General features: G+C 70.0%; 16 protein-coding genes. 5 read left to right on the forward strand and 11 right to left on the reverse strand.

Annotated features, from left to right (window positions below):
• Positions 1 to 93 precede the first annotated feature (93 nt).
• Entirely contained in the window at positions 94 to 561 is a 468-nt protein-coding gene (locus EHO50_RS20150; protein ID WP_128431660.1) for a hypothetical protein, read from the reverse strand.
• A 126-nt stretch (positions 562 to 687) separates the two neighbouring features.
• Positions 688 to 1,536 (reverse strand): endonuclease/exonuclease/phosphatase family protein, encoded by an 849-nt coding sequence (locus EHO50_RS20155; RefSeq protein ID WP_128431663.1) that lies wholly within the window; start codon positions 1,534 to 1,536, stop codon positions 688 to 690.
• Positions 1,537 to 1,658: 122 nt separating this feature from the next.
• Between EHO50_RS20155 and EHO50_RS20160 the strand changes: the two genes are divergently transcribed.
• A complete protein-coding gene (locus EHO50_RS20160) occupies positions 1,659 to 2,108 on the forward strand; it encodes a nitroreductase/quinone reductase family protein (protein ID WP_128431666.1) in 450 nt (149 codons plus the stop codon).
• A 71-nt stretch (positions 2,109 to 2,179) separates the two neighbouring features.
• Here EHO50_RS20160 and EHO50_RS20165 read toward each other — a convergent pair whose 3' ends face one another.
• The 5 genes from EHO50_RS20165 to EHO50_RS20185 all read right to left on the reverse strand — a co-directional run bounded on the left by EHO50_RS20165 (position 2,180) and on the right by EHO50_RS20185 (position 8,380).
• Entirely contained in the window at positions 2,180 to 2,965 is a 786-nt protein-coding gene (locus EHO50_RS20165; protein WP_128431669.1) for an alpha/beta fold hydrolase, read from the reverse strand.
• A 53-nt stretch (positions 2,966 to 3,018) separates the two neighbouring features.
• On the reverse strand, positions 3,019 to 4,503 hold the full coding sequence (locus EHO50_RS20170) for an aldehyde dehydrogenase family protein (protein WP_128432508.1): 1,485 nt from the start codon (positions 4,501 to 4,503) through the stop codon (positions 3,019 to 3,021).
• Positions 4,504 to 4,529: 26 nt separating this feature from the next.
• Positions 4,530 to 6,260 carry an N-acyl-D-amino-acid deacylase family protein gene (locus EHO50_RS20175; RefSeq protein ID WP_128431672.1) on the reverse strand — a complete coding sequence of 577 codons (1,731 nt, stop codon included), beginning with the start codon at positions 6,258 to 6,260 and terminating at the stop codon, positions 4,530 to 4,532.
• A gap of 114 nt (positions 6,261 to 6,374) precedes the next feature.
• Positions 6,375 to 7,493, reverse strand: a complete 1,119-nt coding sequence (locus tag EHO50_RS20180) for an LLM class flavin-dependent oxidoreductase (RefSeq protein WP_128431675.1) — start codon at positions 7,491 to 7,493, stop codon at positions 6,375 to 6,377.
• A gap of 116 nt (positions 7,494 to 7,609) precedes the next feature.
• Positions 7,610 to 8,380, reverse strand: coding sequence for an SDR family NAD(P)-dependent oxidoreductase (locus EHO50_RS20185; RefSeq protein ID WP_128431677.1), 771 nt, complete (start codon positions 8,378 to 8,380; stop codon positions 7,610 to 7,612).
• Positions 8,381 to 8,547: 167 nt separating this feature from the next.
• Between EHO50_RS20185 and EHO50_RS20190 the strand changes: the two genes are divergently transcribed.
• Positions 8,548 to 9,291, forward strand: coding sequence for a hypothetical protein (locus EHO50_RS20190; RefSeq protein WP_181449659.1), 744 nt, complete (start codon positions 8,548 to 8,550; stop codon positions 9,289 to 9,291).
• A gap of 50 nt (positions 9,292 to 9,341) precedes the next feature.
• Positions 9,342 to 10,133 carry a hypothetical protein gene (locus tag EHO50_RS20195; protein WP_128431680.1) on the forward strand — a complete coding sequence of 264 codons (792 nt, stop codon included), beginning with the start codon at positions 9,342 to 9,344 and terminating at the stop codon, positions 10,131 to 10,133.
• A gap of 31 nt (positions 10,134 to 10,164) precedes the next feature.
• Here EHO50_RS20195 and EHO50_RS20200 read toward each other — a convergent pair whose 3' ends face one another.
• Both EHO50_RS20200 and EHO50_RS20205 read right to left on the reverse strand, forming a co-directional pair.
• On the reverse strand, positions 10,165 to 10,797 hold the full coding sequence (locus tag EHO50_RS20200; protein WP_128431683.1) for a response regulator transcription factor: 633 nt from the start codon (positions 10,795 to 10,797) through the stop codon (positions 10,165 to 10,167).
• Positions 10,798 to 10,913: 116 nt separating this feature from the next.
• Positions 10,914 to 11,858, reverse strand: coding sequence for a TIGR03619 family F420-dependent LLM class oxidoreductase (locus EHO50_RS20205; RefSeq protein ID WP_128431686.1), 945 nt, complete (start codon positions 11,856 to 11,858; stop codon positions 10,914 to 10,916).
• Between the two features lie 221 nt (positions 11,859 to 12,079).
• On the opposite strand from EHO50_RS20205, the gene EHO50_RS20210 reads away from it, so the two are divergent.
• Both EHO50_RS20210 and EHO50_RS20215 read left to right on the forward strand, forming a co-directional pair.
• Positions 12,080 to 14,923: a bifunctional glycosyltransferase/CDP-glycerol:glycerophosphate glycerophosphotransferase gene (locus EHO50_RS20210; RefSeq protein WP_246101259.1), complete on the forward strand. Its 2,844-nt coding sequence runs from the start codon at positions 12,080 to 12,082 to the stop codon at positions 14,921 to 14,923.
• Positions 14,920 to 16,041 carry a glycosyltransferase gene (locus tag EHO50_RS20215; protein ID WP_128431692.1) on the forward strand — a complete coding sequence of 374 codons (1,122 nt, stop codon included), beginning with the start codon at positions 14,920 to 14,922 and terminating at the stop codon, positions 16,039 to 16,041. Before EHO50_RS20210 ends, EHO50_RS20215 begins: the two co-directional genes overlap by 4 nt.
• A 41-nt stretch (positions 16,042 to 16,082) precedes the next feature.
• On the opposite strand, the gene galE is transcribed toward EHO50_RS20215, so the two are convergent.
• The gene (gene galE, locus EHO50_RS20220) at positions 16,083 to 17,051 is read right to left on the reverse strand and encodes a UDP-glucose 4-epimerase GalE (protein ID WP_128431695.1); all 969 of its coding nucleotides are present in this window, start codon (positions 17,049 to 17,051) and stop codon (positions 16,083 to 16,085) included.
• A gap of 62 nt (positions 17,052 to 17,113) precedes the next feature.
• Entirely contained in the window at positions 17,114 to 18,706 is a 1,593-nt protein-coding gene (locus EHO50_RS20225; RefSeq protein ID WP_128431698.1) for a glycosyltransferase family 2 protein, read from the reverse strand.
• Positions 18,707 to 18,820: the final 114 nt, after the last annotated feature.

Raw genomic sequence — 18,820 nt, forward strand, 5'->3', positions numbered from 1 at the left:
CGGCATGGATGACGGCTTCATCGTGAAGATCGTGTCCTGACCGGTGGACCAAGCGGGGGCCGTCCGCCTGTGGACCGCCCCCTGATGTCCTGTTCAGAGGTTGGCTGGCCAGAACTGCACGAGGTACTTCTCCACACCGTGCCCCGTGCCCTCCCCCTCCGACAGGGCCGCGGCCTCATCCCGGCCAGTACAGCTCACCCGTACCCGCCACGAACCGCCCGAGTCGGCAAGCGTGATCACGTCGTCAGCGCGGCCCAGGTCCATTGACCACACAGCCACCTCGCCGCTGATCGATTCGAAAGCGGCTTCTGCCTGCTCATCCCATTGCGCCGGGTCTTGGGCGGGAGGCTGCCCGTCCCACACCTCCACGGCGACCGAAGCGGTGTGGGTGTGGCCGGCACTGTAGATGTCGAGCCGTCCTGGGAACGCGTGGAGGAAGCCTCCCTGCTCGAAGTCATCCGGGAACGGGACCGGCAGATCGCCGTCGTCGGACTCCTGAAAGCCGAAACCGTGGTTGCCCACGTGCGCATCGACGTGTTGCTGCCGGACAAGCTCAGCCACGTGAGCCCCCTTCGACGTGACGTACGACTGGCCATCGCTGAGATCGTAGGACCCCGTGCCAGGAGCGGATGGGCAATCACAGCCACCAGCCCCATCACCTTCGACGCCCTCCTCACCGCGCTGAAGTCACCGCACACCTGACCCGGTCAGGGCGTCGGCCTGCCCCTCCAGGTCCGCGACCACGGCAGCGTGGTCCGAGGGCCATACCCCGTCGACCGCCCCGTCCCCGGCCCGCCGCACACCCCGCACATGCCCCAGTCCACCCGCCCCGGGCGGCGCCACGTGTATGTAGTCGATGCGCACGCTCGGCTCCCGGCCCGCCGCGACGTACGGGTTCTCGCGGTCCCAGGTGGCGGAGGGGGCGGCCGGGTCGGCGTACTGCCAGGCGTCGAAGAAGACCTGGCCGGGTACGACCGGCGCGGTCCGGTAGCCGCCGAAGAGGCGGATCTCGTCGGAGTCGGGCCAGGCGTTGAAGTCACCGGTGACGATCGTCGGGAAGGGGGGTTCACCCCGGTTCTCGGCTACGAACTCGGCCAGCGCGGTGACCTGGTGGCAGCGTACGGCCGAGGCGTGCAGGGCGGAGGTGAGGTGGGTGGTGAAGAAGGGGATGTCGTAGGAGGGGGTGGTCAGGCGGGTGAACAGGGCGAGGCGGCCGTCGTCGACGTCGGAGGGGGCGGGCAGGCGCAGGGTGCGCCGGTCGGTGACCGGCCAGCGGCTCAGTACGGCGTTGCCGATGTCGACCGTGGGGTCGCCGATCCGCCGGCGCCAGCGCTCGGGGGCGGGCGAGGGGGCCCAGGCCCAGTGCATGCCGAGTTCGCCTGCCAGCCACTCGGCCTGGTTCTCGCCACCGGCGGCCCACACTTCCTGCAGGCCGACGACGTCGGGGCGCAGTTCGCGCAGCGCGGCGAGGATCGCCTTCTGCCGGACCTCCCAGGGCCCGAAGCGCCACCACAGATTCCAGGTCACGACCCGCATGGGGCCACCGTCTCTCATCGAGGAACCGTTCGAGGTTCGGCCGGTCATTCGATCCCCCTGTGCGAGACATTGAAGAGCATCGGCACCGCCATGAGACACAGGAGACAGGAGACCCACACACCATGTCCCGCCCCGCAGAGACCAAGTACCGCACCGTCGCCGCCTTCCAGCGGGTGCTCAACACCGTGATGCGGCGACTGCCGCTCCAGACCCTCCTGGAAACCACCGGCCGCACCTCCGGCCTGCCCCGCCGCACTCCGGTCGGCGGACGCCGGGTCGAGGACTCCTTCTGGCTCGTGTCGGAGTTCGGGGAGCGGTCCCAGTACGTGCGCAACATCAAGGCCGATCCGCGAGTGCGGGTACGCATCCGCGGCCGGTGGCACACGGGTACGGCCCACCTCCTCCCGGACGACGACACCACCGCCCGACTGCGCGCCCTGCCCCGGCTCAACAGCGCCGCGGTGCGGGTGATCGGGGTCGGGCAGCTGACGGTGCGGGTGGATCTGGACGGGGCGCCGTCCGGCTCATCTGGTGGTTCTCCGGCTACGAGTTCGACGCCGCCCAGTTTCTGACCACGCCGACCGGATCTGGGCCGACCACTGGGAGGAACGCGCAGCCCGGTCCCGGCGGGAGGCCTACCGGCTCACACGGCTTCCGTGATGCCGGCGCACAGCTCTGCCACCAGGTCCACGACGGTCCCCGGTGCCCGCAGAGTCGGGAAGTGGTCGCAGTCCGGGAGGCGGACGAGTCGGCAGCCGGGGATGGCGGCGGCCATCGCCTCGTTGCAGCGGACCACGCGAGGCAGGTCCCGCTCGCCCAGCAACAGCGTGCAGGGGACGGACAGTTCGGACAGGCGCGGGAAGGCGGGCGGGTCCTCCGTCCGGTGACGGTACATGGCGGGCCAGGCCGGGATCGCCGTGCGCAGCAGGTCGACGGCCTCGGTGTCGGGCGGTGTGCCCGCCGCTCCCCAGACCGTCAGGGAGAGCGCGATCAGCCCGTCCATGTCCCCGGCCGACGCCAACTCACCGAGCCGGGCGGTCAGTTCCGGTGACTCCAGCTCGGGATACCCGGTCACCCCGGGGACCAGCAGGGCGAGGGCGGCGACGCGCGAGGGCTCGTCCAGCGCGAGGCCGATCGCGGTGGCGCCGCCCATGCTGGAGCCGACCAGGACCGCGCGCTGCACGCCGAAGTGGTCCAGGACCGCGCGCAGGTCGGCGACCAGGGAGTACTCGGTGGTGGGGCTCGCGGACCGGCCGAAGCCGCGGGAGTCGTACCGGATCACCCGGTGACGCTCGGCGAGGGCCGGGGCGACTCGGTCCCACGCCCGGGAGTCCGCGACCCCGGGGTGCAGCAGCACCACGGGCACCCCGTCCCCGCCCGTGTCGTCCGCCCAGACCTCGCCGCCGTCGACCTTCACGATGGTTTCCATGCGGCGACTGTGCCGCACCCCGTCCGCCACACACGGCAGACGCTCGGCCGAGGTCAGCCCGGCCACACGATCGACTGAACCTCGCTGTATGCGTGCAGGGCGTACGACCCGACGTCCCGGCCCACCCCACTCTTCTTGAAGCCACCGAAGGGCGCCTCCATGTTGCGGCCCACGGTGTTGATCCCGACCCCGCCGGCCCGCAGCCGCCGCGCGACCCGGAAGGCGCGGGCCACGTCGCCGGACCAGACGTAGTCGATCAGGCCGTAGTCCGTGTCGTTGGCGAGGGCGATGCCCTCTTCCTCCTCCTCGAAGGGGATCACGGAGACGACCGGCCCGAAGATCTCCTCGCGGGCGACGCGCATGTCGTTCGTGCAGTCCGCGAGGAGGGTGGGAGAGACGTAGAAACCCCGCTCGTACGGCGGCCGTTCACCGCCCGCCACCACCACCGCGCCTTCCTTACGGCCCGTCTCCACGTACGCCTCCACCCGGTCCCGGTGCTCCGCCGAGATCACCGGCCCGACGATCGTGGACGTCTCACGCGGATCGCCGACCTTCAACCGGCCCGCATACACCGCCAGTTGCTCGACCAGCCGGTCGTACACGCCCCGCTGGGCCAGCACCCGCGTCGGCGCCGTGCAGATCTGCCCGCTGTAGAAGGAGAAGGTGGTGCCGATCCCGGCCACCGCCGACCCGAGGTCCGCGTCGTCGAAGACGACCGCCGCGCCCTTCCCTCCCAACTCCATCAGCTGGCGTTTCATGTCCCGCCCGCACACCTCGGCGATGCGCTGCCCGACCGCCGTGGAGCCGGTGAAGCTCACCATGTCGACGTCCGGGGACGAGACGGCCGCCTCACCGACCGCGACCGCCCGGCCGGAGACGACGTTCACGACACCCGCCGGCACCCCGGCCGCCTCAAGCGCCTCCGCCATCCGGTAGACGGACAGCGGATCCTGCGGCGCCGGTTTCACGACGACCGTGTTGCCCATGGCCAGCGCGGGGGCGATCTTGCCGGCCGGGTTGGCCCACGGGTTGTTGTACGAGGTGATGCAGGTGACGACCCCGACGGGCTGGCGGACGGCCAGCGCACCCATCACACCGGCCTTCCCCTCCCCCACTGCCTTAAAGGCGTGGGAGGCACCCCCATGCCCGGCCTCGTTGACCTGCGGCGGGATCGCCCACTCGGCGGGCTCCACGCGCGCGTACCGCCGGAACCGGGCCACCCCGACGCCCACCTGCATGCCCCGCGCCGTCCCCGTGGTCGCGCCGGTCTCGGCCTGGGCCAGTTCGGCGTACGGCACGAGGTGGCCGCGGATGATGTCCGCCGCCCGCGCCAGCACGGCCGCCCGCTCCTCCGGCGCCGTACGCGACCACGGCCCGAAGGCCTCGCGGGCCGCGGCACAGGCCGCGTGCACCTGATCCCGCGAGGCCTCCGGAGCCCACCCGACGGTCTCCTCGGATGCCGGGTCGATCACGGCGTAATAGCCCTCGTCCGGCTCGACCCACACCCCGCCGACGAACAGCCGCTGTCGATCGACCAACCGCTGCCGGTCAGAACCTTCGAAGCTCACCTGGTGGCCACCGTCCTGGTGTCTTGCCCCGAGCGCAGCACGCGCCCCGGCACCGCCCCGGTCACCATGTCGTCCCGGATCGCCTCGACCCCGTTGACCCACACGGCCCGCACACCGATCGCCTTGGCGTCCAGCCGCGGACTGTCACCCGGCAGGTCGTGCACCAGAGTGGCCGTACCGGCGTCGATCCGCTCCGGGTCGAAGAGCACCAGGTCCGCATGGAAGCCCTCCGCCACCCGGCCCCGCTCACGCAGCCCGAACAACCGCGCCGGATCATCGGTCAGCATCTTCACCGCCTGCTCGAGCCCGACCAGCTTCCGCCCGCGCAGACAGTCCCCGAGGAACCGGGTCGTGTACGGCGCCCCGCACATCCGGTCCAGATGCGCCCCGGCATCGGAGCCGCCGAGCAGCACGTCCTCGTGCTGCCAGGTCTCGGCGCGCAGGGCCCAGGACGCCGGGTCGTTGTCGGTCGGCATCGGCCACAGGACGGTCCGCAGATCATCGGCGGCACAGATCTCCACCAGGCACGCGAAGGGTTCCAGGCCGCGCTCTTGAGCGATGTCCTCCACGACCCGTCCGCTCAGCCCCCGGTTCGCCTCGCTGTACGTGTCGCCGATGACGTACCGCCCGAAGTTCGTCAGCCGCCGGAAGACACCGGCCTCCTTGGAGGTGGCGTGCCTGAGCAGCTCGGTCTGGACCGACGGGTCGCGCAGTCGCTCGATCCGCTCCGGGACGGGCAGCCCCAGGACCGGCCCCCATCCCGGGATCAGGTTCAGCGCACAGAAGGTGCCCAGCGACATGTTCATCGGCGTGAGGATCGGCATGGTGAGGGCCACCACCCGTCCGCCCGCCTTCCGGGCCTGCTCACTCGCGAGGAGCTGCCTCGGCACCCGCTCGGGAACGGCCGAGTCGATGGTCAGCACATTCCAGTTGAGCGGCCGCCCCGCAACGGCGCTCATCTCCACGAACAGCTCGATCTCGGCATCACTGAACTGATCCAGACACCCCGCGACGATCGCCTCGATCTGCGTCCCCTCGTGCTCCCCGACCGCCCGCGACAACGCCAGCAACTCCTCCGGCCCGGCATGCCGAGAGGCCACCGGATTGCCGTCCCCGTCCGAGTGGCTTGACGACTGCGTGGTGGAAAACCCCCAGGCACCGGCGTCCATCGCGTCATGCAACAGCCGCACGATCTCGTCCAACTGCTCCGCACTCGGCTGCCCGCCGATCGCCTCCGGCCCCATGACATACCGCCGCAGCGCACAATGCCCCACCATGAACCCGGCGTTGACGGCGATCCGCCCCTCAAGCGCATCCAGATACTCCCCGAACGTCCGCCAGCTCCAGGGCGCCCCCTCCTCCAGCGCGACCAGCGACATCCCCTCGACCTTGGACATCATGCGCCGCGTGTAGTCGGCGTCGTCCGGACGAGCGGGATTGAGCGGCGCGAGCGTGAACCCACAGTTCCCGGCGGCGACGGTGGTCACCCCGTGGTTGAGGGAGGGGGTGGCGTACGGATCCCAGAAGAGCTGCGCGTCGTAGTGAGTGTGGGGGTCGACGAATCCGGGGGCGAGGACGAGCCCGGTCGCGTCCTCGGTGGTGCGTGCCTCTTCGGTGACGACGCCGATGACGGCGATACGACCGTCGCGTATCCCCACGTCGGCGGTGTAGGCGGGCGCGCCCGTGCCGTCGACGACGGTCGCGCCTTTGATGACGTGATCGAGCATGACGGTTCCTCCTCGAATTTCGGGTGCGGGCTGCGCCCCTTCAGGGGCGCGGGGAACTGCGCGACCAGCCACAACGAACCCGCAGCCGCCTGACGGGCAGCAGCCCTACGGCGATCAGGCGGACTGCCGGAAACGGGACGTCCGATGCACAGGATCCGTGTCGATCTTCGGAATCACGTGCTCCCCGATCAGCCGGATGGTCTGAAGCGTCTCCTCCTTCGGCACCCCCACCGGCAACCCAAAACTCAACTGATCGGCCCCGGCCTGCTCCCACCGCTTGCACTGCCGGAACACCTCGTCCGGATCACCGCAGATCAGCAGCTCCTCCTCGATCAGCAGCTCCACGAACTCCGGCGTGTACTCCGGCAACGTCTCCGGCCACACCGGAAACCCCTCGGGACGAGGAAACGTGTCGTGGTACCGGAACACCAGCGAGGGCAGATAGTGCAACCCACCCCGCACCGCGATCTCGATCGCCTCGGCATGCGTAGGCGCACAGATCGCCGTCGTCGTCACCATCACGTTGTCGTTGACGAAGTCACCGATGGGCTCGGCGTTCACCACCGCCGTCTTGTACTGCTCCAGCACCCACTCCATGTCGGCGACCTTCTGCACGCTGAACCCGAGCACCCCGAGCCCCTTCTTCGCGGCCATGGCGTACGACGGCGGCGACCCGGCCGCGTACCACATCGCGGGGTGGGACTTCCCGTACGGCTTCGGCAGCACCTTCCGCGGCGGGAGCTGCCAGTGCTTGCCCTGGAACCCCTCGTACTCGTCCTGCAGCCACATCTTGGGGAACTCGGCGACGGTCTCCTCCCAGATCCCCTTGGTGTAGTTCATGTCGGTGATCCCCGGCAGGAACCCGAGGATCTCGTGCGACCCGGCTCCCCGCCCGCTGCCGAACTCGAAGCGGTTCTCGGTGAGATGGTCGAGCATGGCCACCTTCTCGGCGACCTTCACGGGGTGGTTGACCTGGGCAAGGGGGTTGAAGATCCCCGACCCGAGATGGATCCGCTCCGTCGCGTGCGCGAGGTACCCGAGGAAGACGTCGTTCGCGGAGAGGTGCGAGTACTCCTCCAGGAAGTGGTGCTCGGACGCCCACGCGTACTTGAACCCGGACCGGTCCGCCTGGATGACGTACTCGGTCTCCTCCATCAGTGCCTTGTGCTCGGCGAGCGGGTCGGTCTCGGCGCGCTTGCCCACGTATCCCTGTACAAAGAGCCCGAATTCCAAGGAGGTTCACCGTCCCCAGTTCGTTTCTGACGCTTCGTTTCTGACGGTTCGTCAGATCGGCGATCTGCCGCCGACTGTGGCACCGGGCGCATGGATGGTCAAGGGCTGATGGACAGTCAGATGACGGAGACGCCCGCCAGCCATCCCCCGTCGATCACGAACGGCTGTCCGGTGATGTACGAGGAGTCGTCCGAGGTCAGGAACAGTGCGAGCCGCGCCACCTCCTGCGGCCGCCCGATCCGGCCGAGCGGCACGAGCTTGCGGTAGAGCCCGTCGAGCGCGCGTGAGGTCTCCTCGGGATCCGCTCCCGGATCCAGCAGCGAGGGGTTGGACATCGCGGTGTCGATGGCGCCGGGACACATGGCGTTGACCCGTATGCCTCGGGGCGCCAGCTCCAGGGCGGCGACGCGGGTGAGGCCGAGGATGGCGTGCTTGGTGGCGGCGTACGTCCCCACGGCGGCCATGCCCGTCACGGCCGTGTAGGAGGCGGTGTTGACGATCGTGCCGCCGTCGGCCATCTCCGGCGCCACGGTCTTGATGCCGAGGAAGCAGCCGACCTGGTTGACCTGTACGACCTGCATGAACTCGGCGAGGGGCGTGTCGACGAGGGAGTTGAAACGCAGGATGCCGGCGTTGTTGACGAGCCCGTCGACCTGACCGTACGCCTCACGCGTGGCGGCTACGGCGGCCTGCCAGTCGCCCTCCCGGCCGACGTCGAGGTGGACGTACCGCGCGCCGATCTCCTCGGCGAGGGCCTCGCCCTGCTCGTCCAGCACGTCGGCGACCATCACGCGCGCGCCCTCCGCGGCGAACAGCCGCGCCTCCTGCTCCCCCTGTCCGCGCGCCGCCCCGGTGACGATGACGACCCGTCCGTCGAGCTTGCCCATTACGGCCCCCTTCAGGCGGTGGACACGGTGGACTCCGCATCGTAGCGCCATACCTGACGAAGCGTCAGATGCAAGTCCTGGGCGTTGCTGAGGCGAATCTCACGTGACTCACAGGTAGGGATGTTTGACCCTGTCGGCGTCCGTCGAGGGAATCCAAAATCCCTCCCATGTCCAAGCGGAGACTGAAGAACAGGAAGATCCGGATCGTGGCGGTCGGATCAGCCGTCGTGACCGGCGGGGCCCTGGCCGCCGTCTTGCTGCCGTCGGCGAACGCCGCCGACGAGAAGACGCCCGAGCAGATCATGACGATGTGCCAGCGGGCCAAGGTGCTCAACGGCAAGCAGCAGTCGATTTCCGATTTCGGCGGCCACCCGATCGCCGGGCCGAGTTTCGCCTCCGACAACTGCGATTTCGTCGAGACGAAGTTCGAGACCTTCGACGGGCCGACCGAAAAGGCCTCCATCGACTTCCCGAACTGCGAGCCGAACGCCACCGAGGCGGCGAAGGTGTCGATCACCTGGTCGGCGACGGCGGCCCAGGGGCAGGGCAAGTACACCGTGACCCAACAGGGCGGCGGCGGAGGGCTCTTCGGAGCGCTGACCGGATCCTGGCTCAAGCACAAGGGCACCCTCGACATGACCGTGAAGTCGGCGACGGCGGGTGACACGGAGCAGCGGGAAGTGCCGGTCGGCAAGGTGCTGCACATGGAGTTCACGCCGAAGCTGCAGCGCATGACCGGCGAATGGCGGGTGCGGATCGACGCCCGTGAGGCGACGACCGTCACCAACCCCACCCCCGAGCAGAACTTCGTGGCACCGGACGTCGTCGAGGGCCCCGTCATCCTGCCGGGCGCGGCAGGTGCTCCCGGTGTCGTGGACGGCACCTCCAAGGCCGTACTGACCGACTGCTGACCCGGACCACCACACCCCCCTGACCCCCCACATTCCATAGGAGAACCCCCATGACACGCGCCGGCCGCGCCAGAAGCCACCGGAGCAAGAAGAAGCGCATCACCCTCGCCCTGTCCCCGCTGGTGGCCGTCGCGGTGGCCGTACCGCTGATGAACTCGGCGGGTGCCGCCACTCCCTCCGAGGTGAGCGCCGACTGCTCGGCGGACTCGGACAAGCTGGAGAACTGCGAGTTCGTCGACGTCCAGTTCAAGAGGGACAACCTCGGGCCCAACCAACGTGTTTCCCCGGTGAGTGACAACTGCGGCTCGACGGGCACGGCCTCGAAGACCTTCAACGTGAGCGCGTCGGTGACCCGGACCATCCAGCTGGAGGACGGATTCACCGCCGCCGCCGACACGAAGCTCGGCAACTCCTTCTTCGAGATCGGCGTGAAGTTCAGCACGTCGGAAATCAACATCACGCGTGACGACAAGACGACGACGCTGGCGTTCAGCAGGACGGACACCGTGCAGGCGGACAGCGTCGGCTTCTTCATGTGGTCGGCCAAGCGCACCGATGTGAGCGGCTTCCTGCGGGCCACGTACAAAGAGCCGCAGGACGGCCAGAAGGTGTTCTTCTCGCCGAGTGAGGGCGCCACGAGCGTGCACGTCTTCTATCCGCAGATCCTGAAGAACGGCACCCCCGACGGCCGCCTCTGGCTGCGCAATGTGAAGTGCGGAACTCCGGAAGCCTCCGGCATTCAGAATTCGACCCGCGCCCTCAGGTCGGAACCCGGGTTCGGTGCGGGCGGCGAGAACGTCACCGACGTCGAGATCCCGCTGTCGGAGGTTCCGGCACCGTAATCCCGGCACCGTGATCCACGATTTCCGGTTCTCAGATGCGAAGCACGGGCGCGGCTCCCAGCCACCGCAGGACCGCGTCCGTGCTGCCGCGCGCGTCGAGCTTGGCGTAGATGTTGCTGAGGTTGTTGCGGACGGTCTTCTCGCTCAGCCGTAGTCGCAGCCCGATCTCCTGCGCGCCCAGCCCGGTCGACAGCAGCTCCATGATCTGCCGTTCGCGCGGCGAGAGCAGCGCTCGCAGCCGCTCCATGGCCTCCCCGCCACTGGGCAGCCGCCGCGCTCCTTCACGGAGGGCGGCGCAGGCCGCCGGGGAGAGGTAGGTGTGCCCGACGGTGGCACCCACCACCGCCGAGGAGAGCATGCAGGTGCAGTAGTCCCCCTCGACCAGATAGCCCGCCCCGCCGCGGAACACCTCGACGATCGTCTCGATGTCCCGGCGCGGGCTGATGACGATCACCGGGACATCGGCGGCCCACGGCTGCCGGAGGGCCGCCGAGGGGTCCTCGCAGCACAGGATCACGACGTCCGCGTCCTCCCCCGGCGCGAAGGGCGCGGCCCATGGCACGACCCGCTCGACGTACGGGTCGTCGGGGGCCGGCCAGTCGGGGTGCGGCCAGGCGCCCTCGGGGCAGGCGAGGGCGACGGTGAGTTTCCGGGAAGCGCGCACGTGAGGGTGTCCTTCCGCCGAAGGCGTACGGCCGTAGATCTACGTCAGTACGTCCATACATACGGCGGTCGACGTGGACATGTTCAGCTTTCAAGGAGCGCGCTGTGTCGGTCCGGCTACAGCAGCGGTCCCACCTCGGCCCCGAACGCCTCCATCTGGTCGGTGAGTTCGGTCCGGCTCCGGCACCGGAACCGCACCTGGATCTGCTGCACGCCCATGGCGCGGTAGGCGCGCAGAGACTCGGCGAGTGCTTCGGGCGGGCCGGTGACGGTCCTGCGGCCGACCTCCCACCGGGGCTCGCCGACGTACAGCGGCTCGGCGATGGCACCGACGGCGAACGGGCCCTGGATGCCGGCCTCCTGGCGCAGCCGCCGTATCCGGGCGATCTGCGCGGGCAGCCGGTCCCGCGGATCCCCCTGGGGCAGCCACCCGTCCCCCTTCAGGGCGGCCCGGCGTACGGCGGCCGGGGACGATCCGCCGACCCACACCGGGACGTGTTCCTGGGCGGGACGTGGCCGCTGGCCGAGCCCCTCGAAGTCGTAGAGCTTGCCGTGATACTCGGGGAACTCCTCGGGCCCGAGGGCGGCTCGCAGCGCGTCGATCGACTCGTCCAGCACGGATCCGCGCCGCTCGAAGTCGACGCCGAGCGCCTCGAACTCCTCCTGCACATGCCCGGCCCCCACCCCGAGGATCAGGCGGCCGCTCGACAGATGATCGAGGGTCGCGTACTGCTTGGCGGTCACGAGGGGATGCCGCAGGCCCACGACGGCCACATGGCTGAGCAGCCGTATGCGCTCGGTGGCTGCCGCGAGGAAGGCCAGGGTGGCGACGGGGTCGTACCAGACGGTGCTCATCGCGGACGCGAGGCGGCGCGGGATGGCGACGTGGTCGCAGCTCGCGAGGTAGGCGAAGCCGGCGCGGTCGGCGGCTCGCGCGATGGCGAGCAGGTCGTCGGGGCCGGCGGCGGCCTCCCAGGGTTCGGCGTAGATCGTGCTCTGGGACTGGACGGGAAGTTGGATGCCGTAGGCGAGTCGTCGCCCTTCCGACGGCAGCGCGGGCATGGCGCCCCCTTCACTGGCGGTCCGGCACGGGGAGTGACGCGGACTACATCGTCGTAGCTGACGGACCGTCAGACAAGACCGGGGCGGTGACGGATGTTCCACCGAAGCAACCCGCCCGCCCCCCTGGACATCTACCCAAGTGACCCTCTAGCGCGTGATCGCCCCAGAGGGCGGAAGAAGTGATGAATGGGGTGAATGTGGACGGGGATCAGCGACCCGCCATGTCCGTCGTCGTGATCGTCTACAACGACGAGGCCAGGCTGCCCACGGCCGTACGCTCGGTGCTGGAGCAGTCACTGCGGAGCGTCGAGGTCGTGATCGTCGACGACCACAGCACGGACGGCTCGTACGAGGTGGCCCGCCGGCTCGCCGCCGAGCACCCGGGCCGGGTGCGGGCCTACCGGCTGCCCGAGAACAGCGGCGGCTGCGGCGCGCCCCGCAACCACGGCATCCAGCAGACCCGCGGTGAGTACGTCCTCTTCCTCGACAGCGACGACGTCCTGGAGCGCGACGCCTGCCGCAACTTCCTGGAGGCGGCCGAGACCACCGGCGCCGACCTCGTCTCCGGCATGTGCGTACGCGTCCACGTCGACTCGCGGCACCGCAAGGAGGTCAAGTGGTACCCGTGGCTGTACGCCCGCACCCGCACCCTCGACTCCATCGCCGAGCTGCCTGACCTGCTGGTCTTCGACACCCTGTCGACGAACAAGTGCTACCGCCGCCAGTTCCTGGTCGACGCCGGCCTGGAGTTCCCCGTCGGCATCCACTACGAGGACCTGCTCTTCTCCGCCCAGGCGTACACGGCGGCCCGCCGCATCACGCTCATACCGAACCGGGTCTACGACTGGAACGTCGTCGAGAAGGCCGACGCCAAGTCGATCAGCAACCGGCGGGCCGAGATCGCCAACTTCGCGCACCGCATGGAGATGCACCGCCGGGTCGACCGGCTGCTCGCCGAGAAGGACATGGCGGAGCTGAAGTTCCGCAAGGACGTCAAGTTCCTCAAGCACGACCTGGTGCTGCACCTGCGCGACCTGCCCTTCCGGGACGCCGCCTACCGCCAGGAGTTCGCCGCCCTCGCCCGCACCTACCTGGAGTCCATCGACCCGGCCGCCTACGACGAGGTCGAGCCGATCCACGCGGTCTGCGCCTACCTGCTGCGGATGAGCGACTGGGACAACCTGCTGCCCGCCGTGGACACGCTCACCAACCGCGACAAGGTCTCCGCCCCGCTCGCCGAGCGCGACGGGCGGGTCTACTGGTGTGCCGAGCACATCGACGAGGACCCCTTCGCACGCCGGATCCTGGACGTCACCGAGCTCGGCTACCACACCCGGCCGGTCTCGAAGCTGTTCCCGCGCAACGAGCTGACCGAGTACCGGCAGGAGCGGGAGAAGGGCAGGGCCGGTGTCGTCCGGCTCGCTGGGCGCGTCACCAACCCCCTGGGGGTCGTCCCGGCCGGTGCCCGGCTCACCGCCGAGCTGGAGTTCTACGCCCGCCGCAAGGGGCTGCGCCTGCAGACCTTCCGCTTTCCGGTGGCGACGGTCCGGCACGAGGGCCCGTACGTGTCCTGGGAGGCCTCGGCGGACCTGGCGAAGGGGCTGCGCCCGCTCGGCATCGTGGACGCCGTCTGGGACGTACGGCTCCACCTGGACGTCGACGGCGAGCGCACCACGACCCGCCTCACCGCCACCAGGCCCGGCCTGACGACCGGCGAGATCCCGGTGCGCCCGCGCCTCACCCGGCTGGTCGCCGACCGTATCGAGCCGGAGGTCTCCAGCCGCGGCCACCTCGCCTTCCGTCTCGTCCCCGGCAAGAAGGCGAACGACCTCGTCGTCCGCGGCCTCCAGGGCACTCCCGGCCGCCTCGCCAAGACCGGCTTCCGCAAGGCGAAGGCACTGCGCGCGAAGGCCACCTCCGGGGAGACCAAGCTCCGCCTCTATCACGACGTCTTCCTGCGGATGCCGGTGCAGAAGCGGCTGGTCGTCTTCGAGAGCCATCTGGGCCGGCAGTACAGCGACAGCCCCCGGGCGATCTACGAGGAGATGCGCCGCCAGGGGCTCGACTTCGAGGCGGTGTGGTCGTACACGGGCAGTCCGAAGGGCTTCCCCGCCGACGCCACCCTGGTACGCCGCTGGTCGCTGCCCTACCTCAGGGCGCTGGCCCGCGCCGAGTACTGGATCGACAACCAGAGCTACCCACTGAAGCTGACCAAGCGCCCCGGGACGACGTACATACAGACCTGGCACGGCTCCGCGCTCAAGCGGATGGGCTTCGACGAGGCCGGCTGGAAGCTGAAGTCCCGCCCCGAGCAGGCGGAGCAACAGCGCACCCTGGACCGTTTCGACCACTTCCTGATCCGCTCGGAGCACGACGTCCGCACCCTCGCCAAGGCCTTCCGGCTGCGGGAGAAGACGCTGCTACGGGTGGGCTACCCGCGCAACGACGAGCTCGTGCGGGCCCGCGAGGCGACCGAACGGCCGCCGCTGGCCGTCGAGTTGGGCATCCCGTCGGACAAGAAGGTGCTGCTGTACGCCCCCACCTTCCGCCACCACGGACAGCGCCGGTTCGCGCTGCCCTTCGACGTGGACCGCTTCGCGGAGGAGTTCGGCGACCAGTACGTCCTCCTCGTCCGCGCGCACTACCTCAACCACGTAGTGCTCCCGCCGTCCGTACGGGGCCGCGTCATCGACGTCTCGGACCACCACGACGTGACCCCTCTCCTCGCGCTCGCCGACGCCCTGATCACGGACTACTCGTCGGTGATGTTCGACTACGCCCTGCTGGACCGCCCGATGCTGTTCTTCCCCCACGACTACGAGGAGTACGTGCACCAGGGCCGCGGCACCTACTTCGACCTGCTGGAACGGGCACCGGGCCCGGTCGTCCGCACGGAGGACGAACTGCACGCCGTGCTGGCGGCGTCGTCGCTGGAGGAGCAGACGGTCAAGTACGCGGCGGCACGGGAGCGGTTCGTGGCCGACTTCGGCGAGTACGACGAGGGCACGGCGGCGCAGCGCATCGCCGACGAGTTCTTCAGCGAGTGGAAGAAGAAGGCACAGTGAAGGACGACACGACGGGGCGGGACGGGCGAGGCGGGCGGGACGTCTTCCTCGTCTCCAACAGCGTGGACGAGCTGGGCGGAGTGACCAGCTGGTCCCACCAGATGGCCCGGCTCTTCACCGAGCGCGGCCACCGCGTCCACGTCATCGGCATCACCACCCCCGACGACCCGCACGACCTCGGCGAACTCCCCTACCCCACCACCCGGTTGTACGGCGGCCAGCCGCCGGCCCCCGGCCGGGCACGGGACGCGAGCATGCGGGAGAAGGCCACCGTGCTGACGAACCTGTTCCGGGCCGCGCGCCCCGGCGGGGTCGTCATCGTGACCCAGGTGTGGGCGATGGAGTGGGTGAACCTCGCCGACACCAGCGGCCTGACCGTCATCGGGATGAGCCACGAGTCCTTCGAGACCTCGAAACGCTCCTCACGCTTCCGCCGGGTCCTCAAGCACTACGCGGACGTCGACCGCATGCTCGTCCTCACCCGCGAGGACGCCGACCTGTGGATAGGCGCCGGCCTCAACAACGCCTCGTATCTGCCGAACGCCGTTCCCTGGCTGCCGGACGTGCCCTCGCCGCGCACCGAGAGGGCCGTCATCAGCATCGGCCGGCTCAGCGACGAGAAAGGCGTCGACATGCTCCTCGACACCTGGTCCGAGGTGGCCCCGAGCCACCCCGGCTGGGTGCTGAAGGTCTACGGCTCCGGGGAGGACGAGGAGATCCTCAGGAAGCAGTGCACCGCCCTGGGCCTCGACGACTCGGTGGCCTGGATGGGGCGCACTGGCGATGTGCCGGGCGCGTTGCGGGGCGGCTCGGTGTTCGCGCTGTCCTCCAGAGGGGAGGGCTTTCCGCTCGCCCTGATGGAGGCCATGGCCATGGGCGTCCCCTGCGCCGCCTTCGACTGTGCCCCCGGCGTCCACGAGATCATCCACGACGGCGAGGACGGCCTCCTCGCCAGGCCCGGCAACACCGGCGAACTCGCCCGCAAGCTGGACCTGTTGATGTCGGACTCGGCGCTGCGGGACCGGATGGGAGACGCGGCGCGGGAGAACATCCGCAGGTACGGGGCGGACGAGATCGCGGGGCGGTGGGAAGCGCTGTTCGGGTTCCTGGAGCGGTAGGGGTACAGGAAGCCGGAGCGGTAGGGGTCAGAAAGGCTGCTTCAGGCGGGGTGGCTCAGGGTCCAGCCCGCCCACGCCGACGAGATCATGTCCTCCGCCCCGTACCGAGCCTTCCAGCCCAGCTCGGTCGCGGCGCGGTCGGCCGAGGCGACGACCCTGGCGGGGTCGCCCGGCCGCCGGTCCACGACCACCGGGGGCAGGGCGTGGCCGGTGAGCGCGTTGATCCGGTCGATCATCTCGCACACCGAGACGCCCTCCCCGCGCCCGATGTTGAGGGTGAGGTCGATGCCCGGTGCCTCGCGCAGCCGCCGCGCGGTGGCCACATGGGCCTCGGCCAGGTCGACGACGTGGATGTAGTCGCGGACGCAGGTCCCGTCGGGGGTCGGGTAGTCGGCGCCGAAGATCCGCGGCGGGGCTCCCTCGGTGAGCTTCTCGAAAACCATGGGTACGAGGTTGAAGACGCCGGTGTCGGCCAGCTCAGGGGTCGCCGCGCCGGCCACGTTGAAGTAGCGGAGCGAGGCCGTCGACAGACCGGTGGCCCGGCCCGTGGCCCGTACCAGCCACTCCCCTACCAGCTTCGTCTCGCCGTACGGGCTCATCGGCGCGCACGGGGTGTCCTCGGTGACGAGGTCGACGTCCGGCATGCCGTACACGGCCGCCGAGGAGGAGAAGACGAACGACGCCACCCCGGCGTCGGTGACGGCGGACAGCAGGGTGCGCAGGCCCTCGACGTTCTCCCGGTAGTAGTGCAGCGGCCGTTCGACGGACTCACCGACCTGCTTCTTCGCCGCGAGGTGGACGACGCCGGTGATGCCCTGGTCCCGGATGACCCGCTCGAGCCGCTCACCGTCCAGCGTGGAACCGACGACCAGCGGCACGCCGTCGGGCACCCGCTCGGCGATCCCCGTGGACAAGTCGTCGTAGACGACCGCTCGTTCGCCCGCGTCGAGCATCGCGCGCACGACGTGCGCCCCGATGTAGCCGGCGCCACCGGTGATCAGCCAGGTCATGTACAGACGTCCCTTCACAGGAATGCTTTGCAGGAATGCGTTCGGTAGGAATGAGTCACATATCAGCGAAAGACACGCTTGAGGCGGCGCCGCAGAACGTCGGTCACTCCGCTCAAGCCGGGCGCGAGCCGTACCGCGAGCGCCCCCGAGTGGGTCGCGTACGGCTGCACCAGCAGCACGGCGTGCCGCAGGCTCGGCAGGGCTCGCCGGCTCAGCAGCCCGGCGCCGGCGACGGCGTGGCCGGTGATGACCCGGTACGTGCCGTCCTTGAAGCGCAGCCGCAGCCTGAGGTCCCAGGTGCCGCCGCCCCACGCCGCCAGGTCCAGCGGGAACTCGGCCGACCAGGTGTCGGAGTCCGGGTGGGCCGTGAGGGACGCCGTACCGGCGAACCCCACCCGCCCGTCGTCGCGCTCGGTGAATTCCGCCTCCACGGCTTCCGGACCCGCCTGCGCCATCCGCCCGTACAGCTCGTGCAGGCGCAGCCGGAGAACCGTCCTACGCGCGCGTGGCCGCAGTTCGGCGTCGACGGCGACCGGCAGCAGGCGCGCCGGGCGGACCAGGAGGTGGTCCAGCTCCACCTGGGGCAGGTCCGCCGACCAGATCGGGGAGCCGTCGTCCGCGCGCGCGTACGGCGGGTTCAGCCGTGCCGGGCGGGCCGCGATCTCCTTGAGCCGGCCCAGGTCGTGCGGCTCCTCGGTGGCGAGGACCACCCGGGCGACGATCCGCCCGGGCCCGGGCGCCGAAGTGAGGTCGCTCTCGTCGAAGGAGCTCAGATAGGCGCGCGTGAGGGTCCACCACTCACGCCGGTACTCCGCGCTGCGCAGGTCCAGCTCGCGCGCGTACATCCGCAGCGAGCGGTCGAGGAAGCGCGCCCGCGTGGCCCGCGCCAGACCCTTCTCCCCGGCGCCCAGCAGGATGTCGTACGACAGTTGGTCGGCGTGGATCCGGTCGCGCCAGTTGGCGATGTTCGAGCGGTCGAGGGAGATGGACAGCCGGGCCGCCGACCGGCGCACCTGCCAGATGTACACCGGCTCCGGGACGAGCGCGATCCTCGGGCCGGCGGCCAGCACGCGTGCGAGGAACACGAAGTCCTCGTAGGGGAAGCGCCCCTCGGGGAAGCGGATGCCGTGCCCGCGCAGGAAGTCGGTGCGGTAGAGCTTGTTGACGCAGAGCGTGTCGTGCACCAGGCGCATCCGCCGGGCGGGGTGGGCGACCAGAGTGCGCCGCGTGTACAGCTCGTGCCGCCAAGGGGTCTCGCGCCCGGACGGCAGCTCCTTGCGCAGAGCCAGCCCGGCCGCGACCGGCGCGTCGTACCGCACGGCCGCGCCCAGCAGCGCGTCGACGGCACCCAGCGGCAGCACGTCGTCGCTGTCCAGGAACATCACATAGGGCGAGGTCGCGGCGTTCAGCCCGTCGTTGCGCGGGGTGCCGCAGCCGCCGCTGTTGGTCGGGCGCCGGATCACCTTCAGACGCGGTTCCCCGGCGGCCAGCCGCTCCAGCAGCTCCGCGCTGCCGTCCGTCGAGCAGTCGTCGACCGCGATCACCTCGCCGACGGCCGGCCCCTGCGCGAGCGCCGAACGCACCGCGTCCGCCACATGGGCGGCGTCGTCGTACCCGATGACGACGACGGTGACCTGCGCGTCCTGAAGAGCCATGCTTGCCCCGACCGAAGAGAATATGTACGTAATGGTCATGTACGAGGCGCTTCGCACCTCGGAGGGGAAGATGGCTTGTACGCGGTCGGGGTTCCGATCTACACCGGTTGTTTA

It is taken from the genome of Streptomyces cyaneus, assembly GCF_004028635.1.
Classification (GTDB): Bacteria; Actinomycetota; Actinomycetes; order Streptomycetales; family Streptomycetaceae; genus Streptomyces; species Streptomyces cyaneus.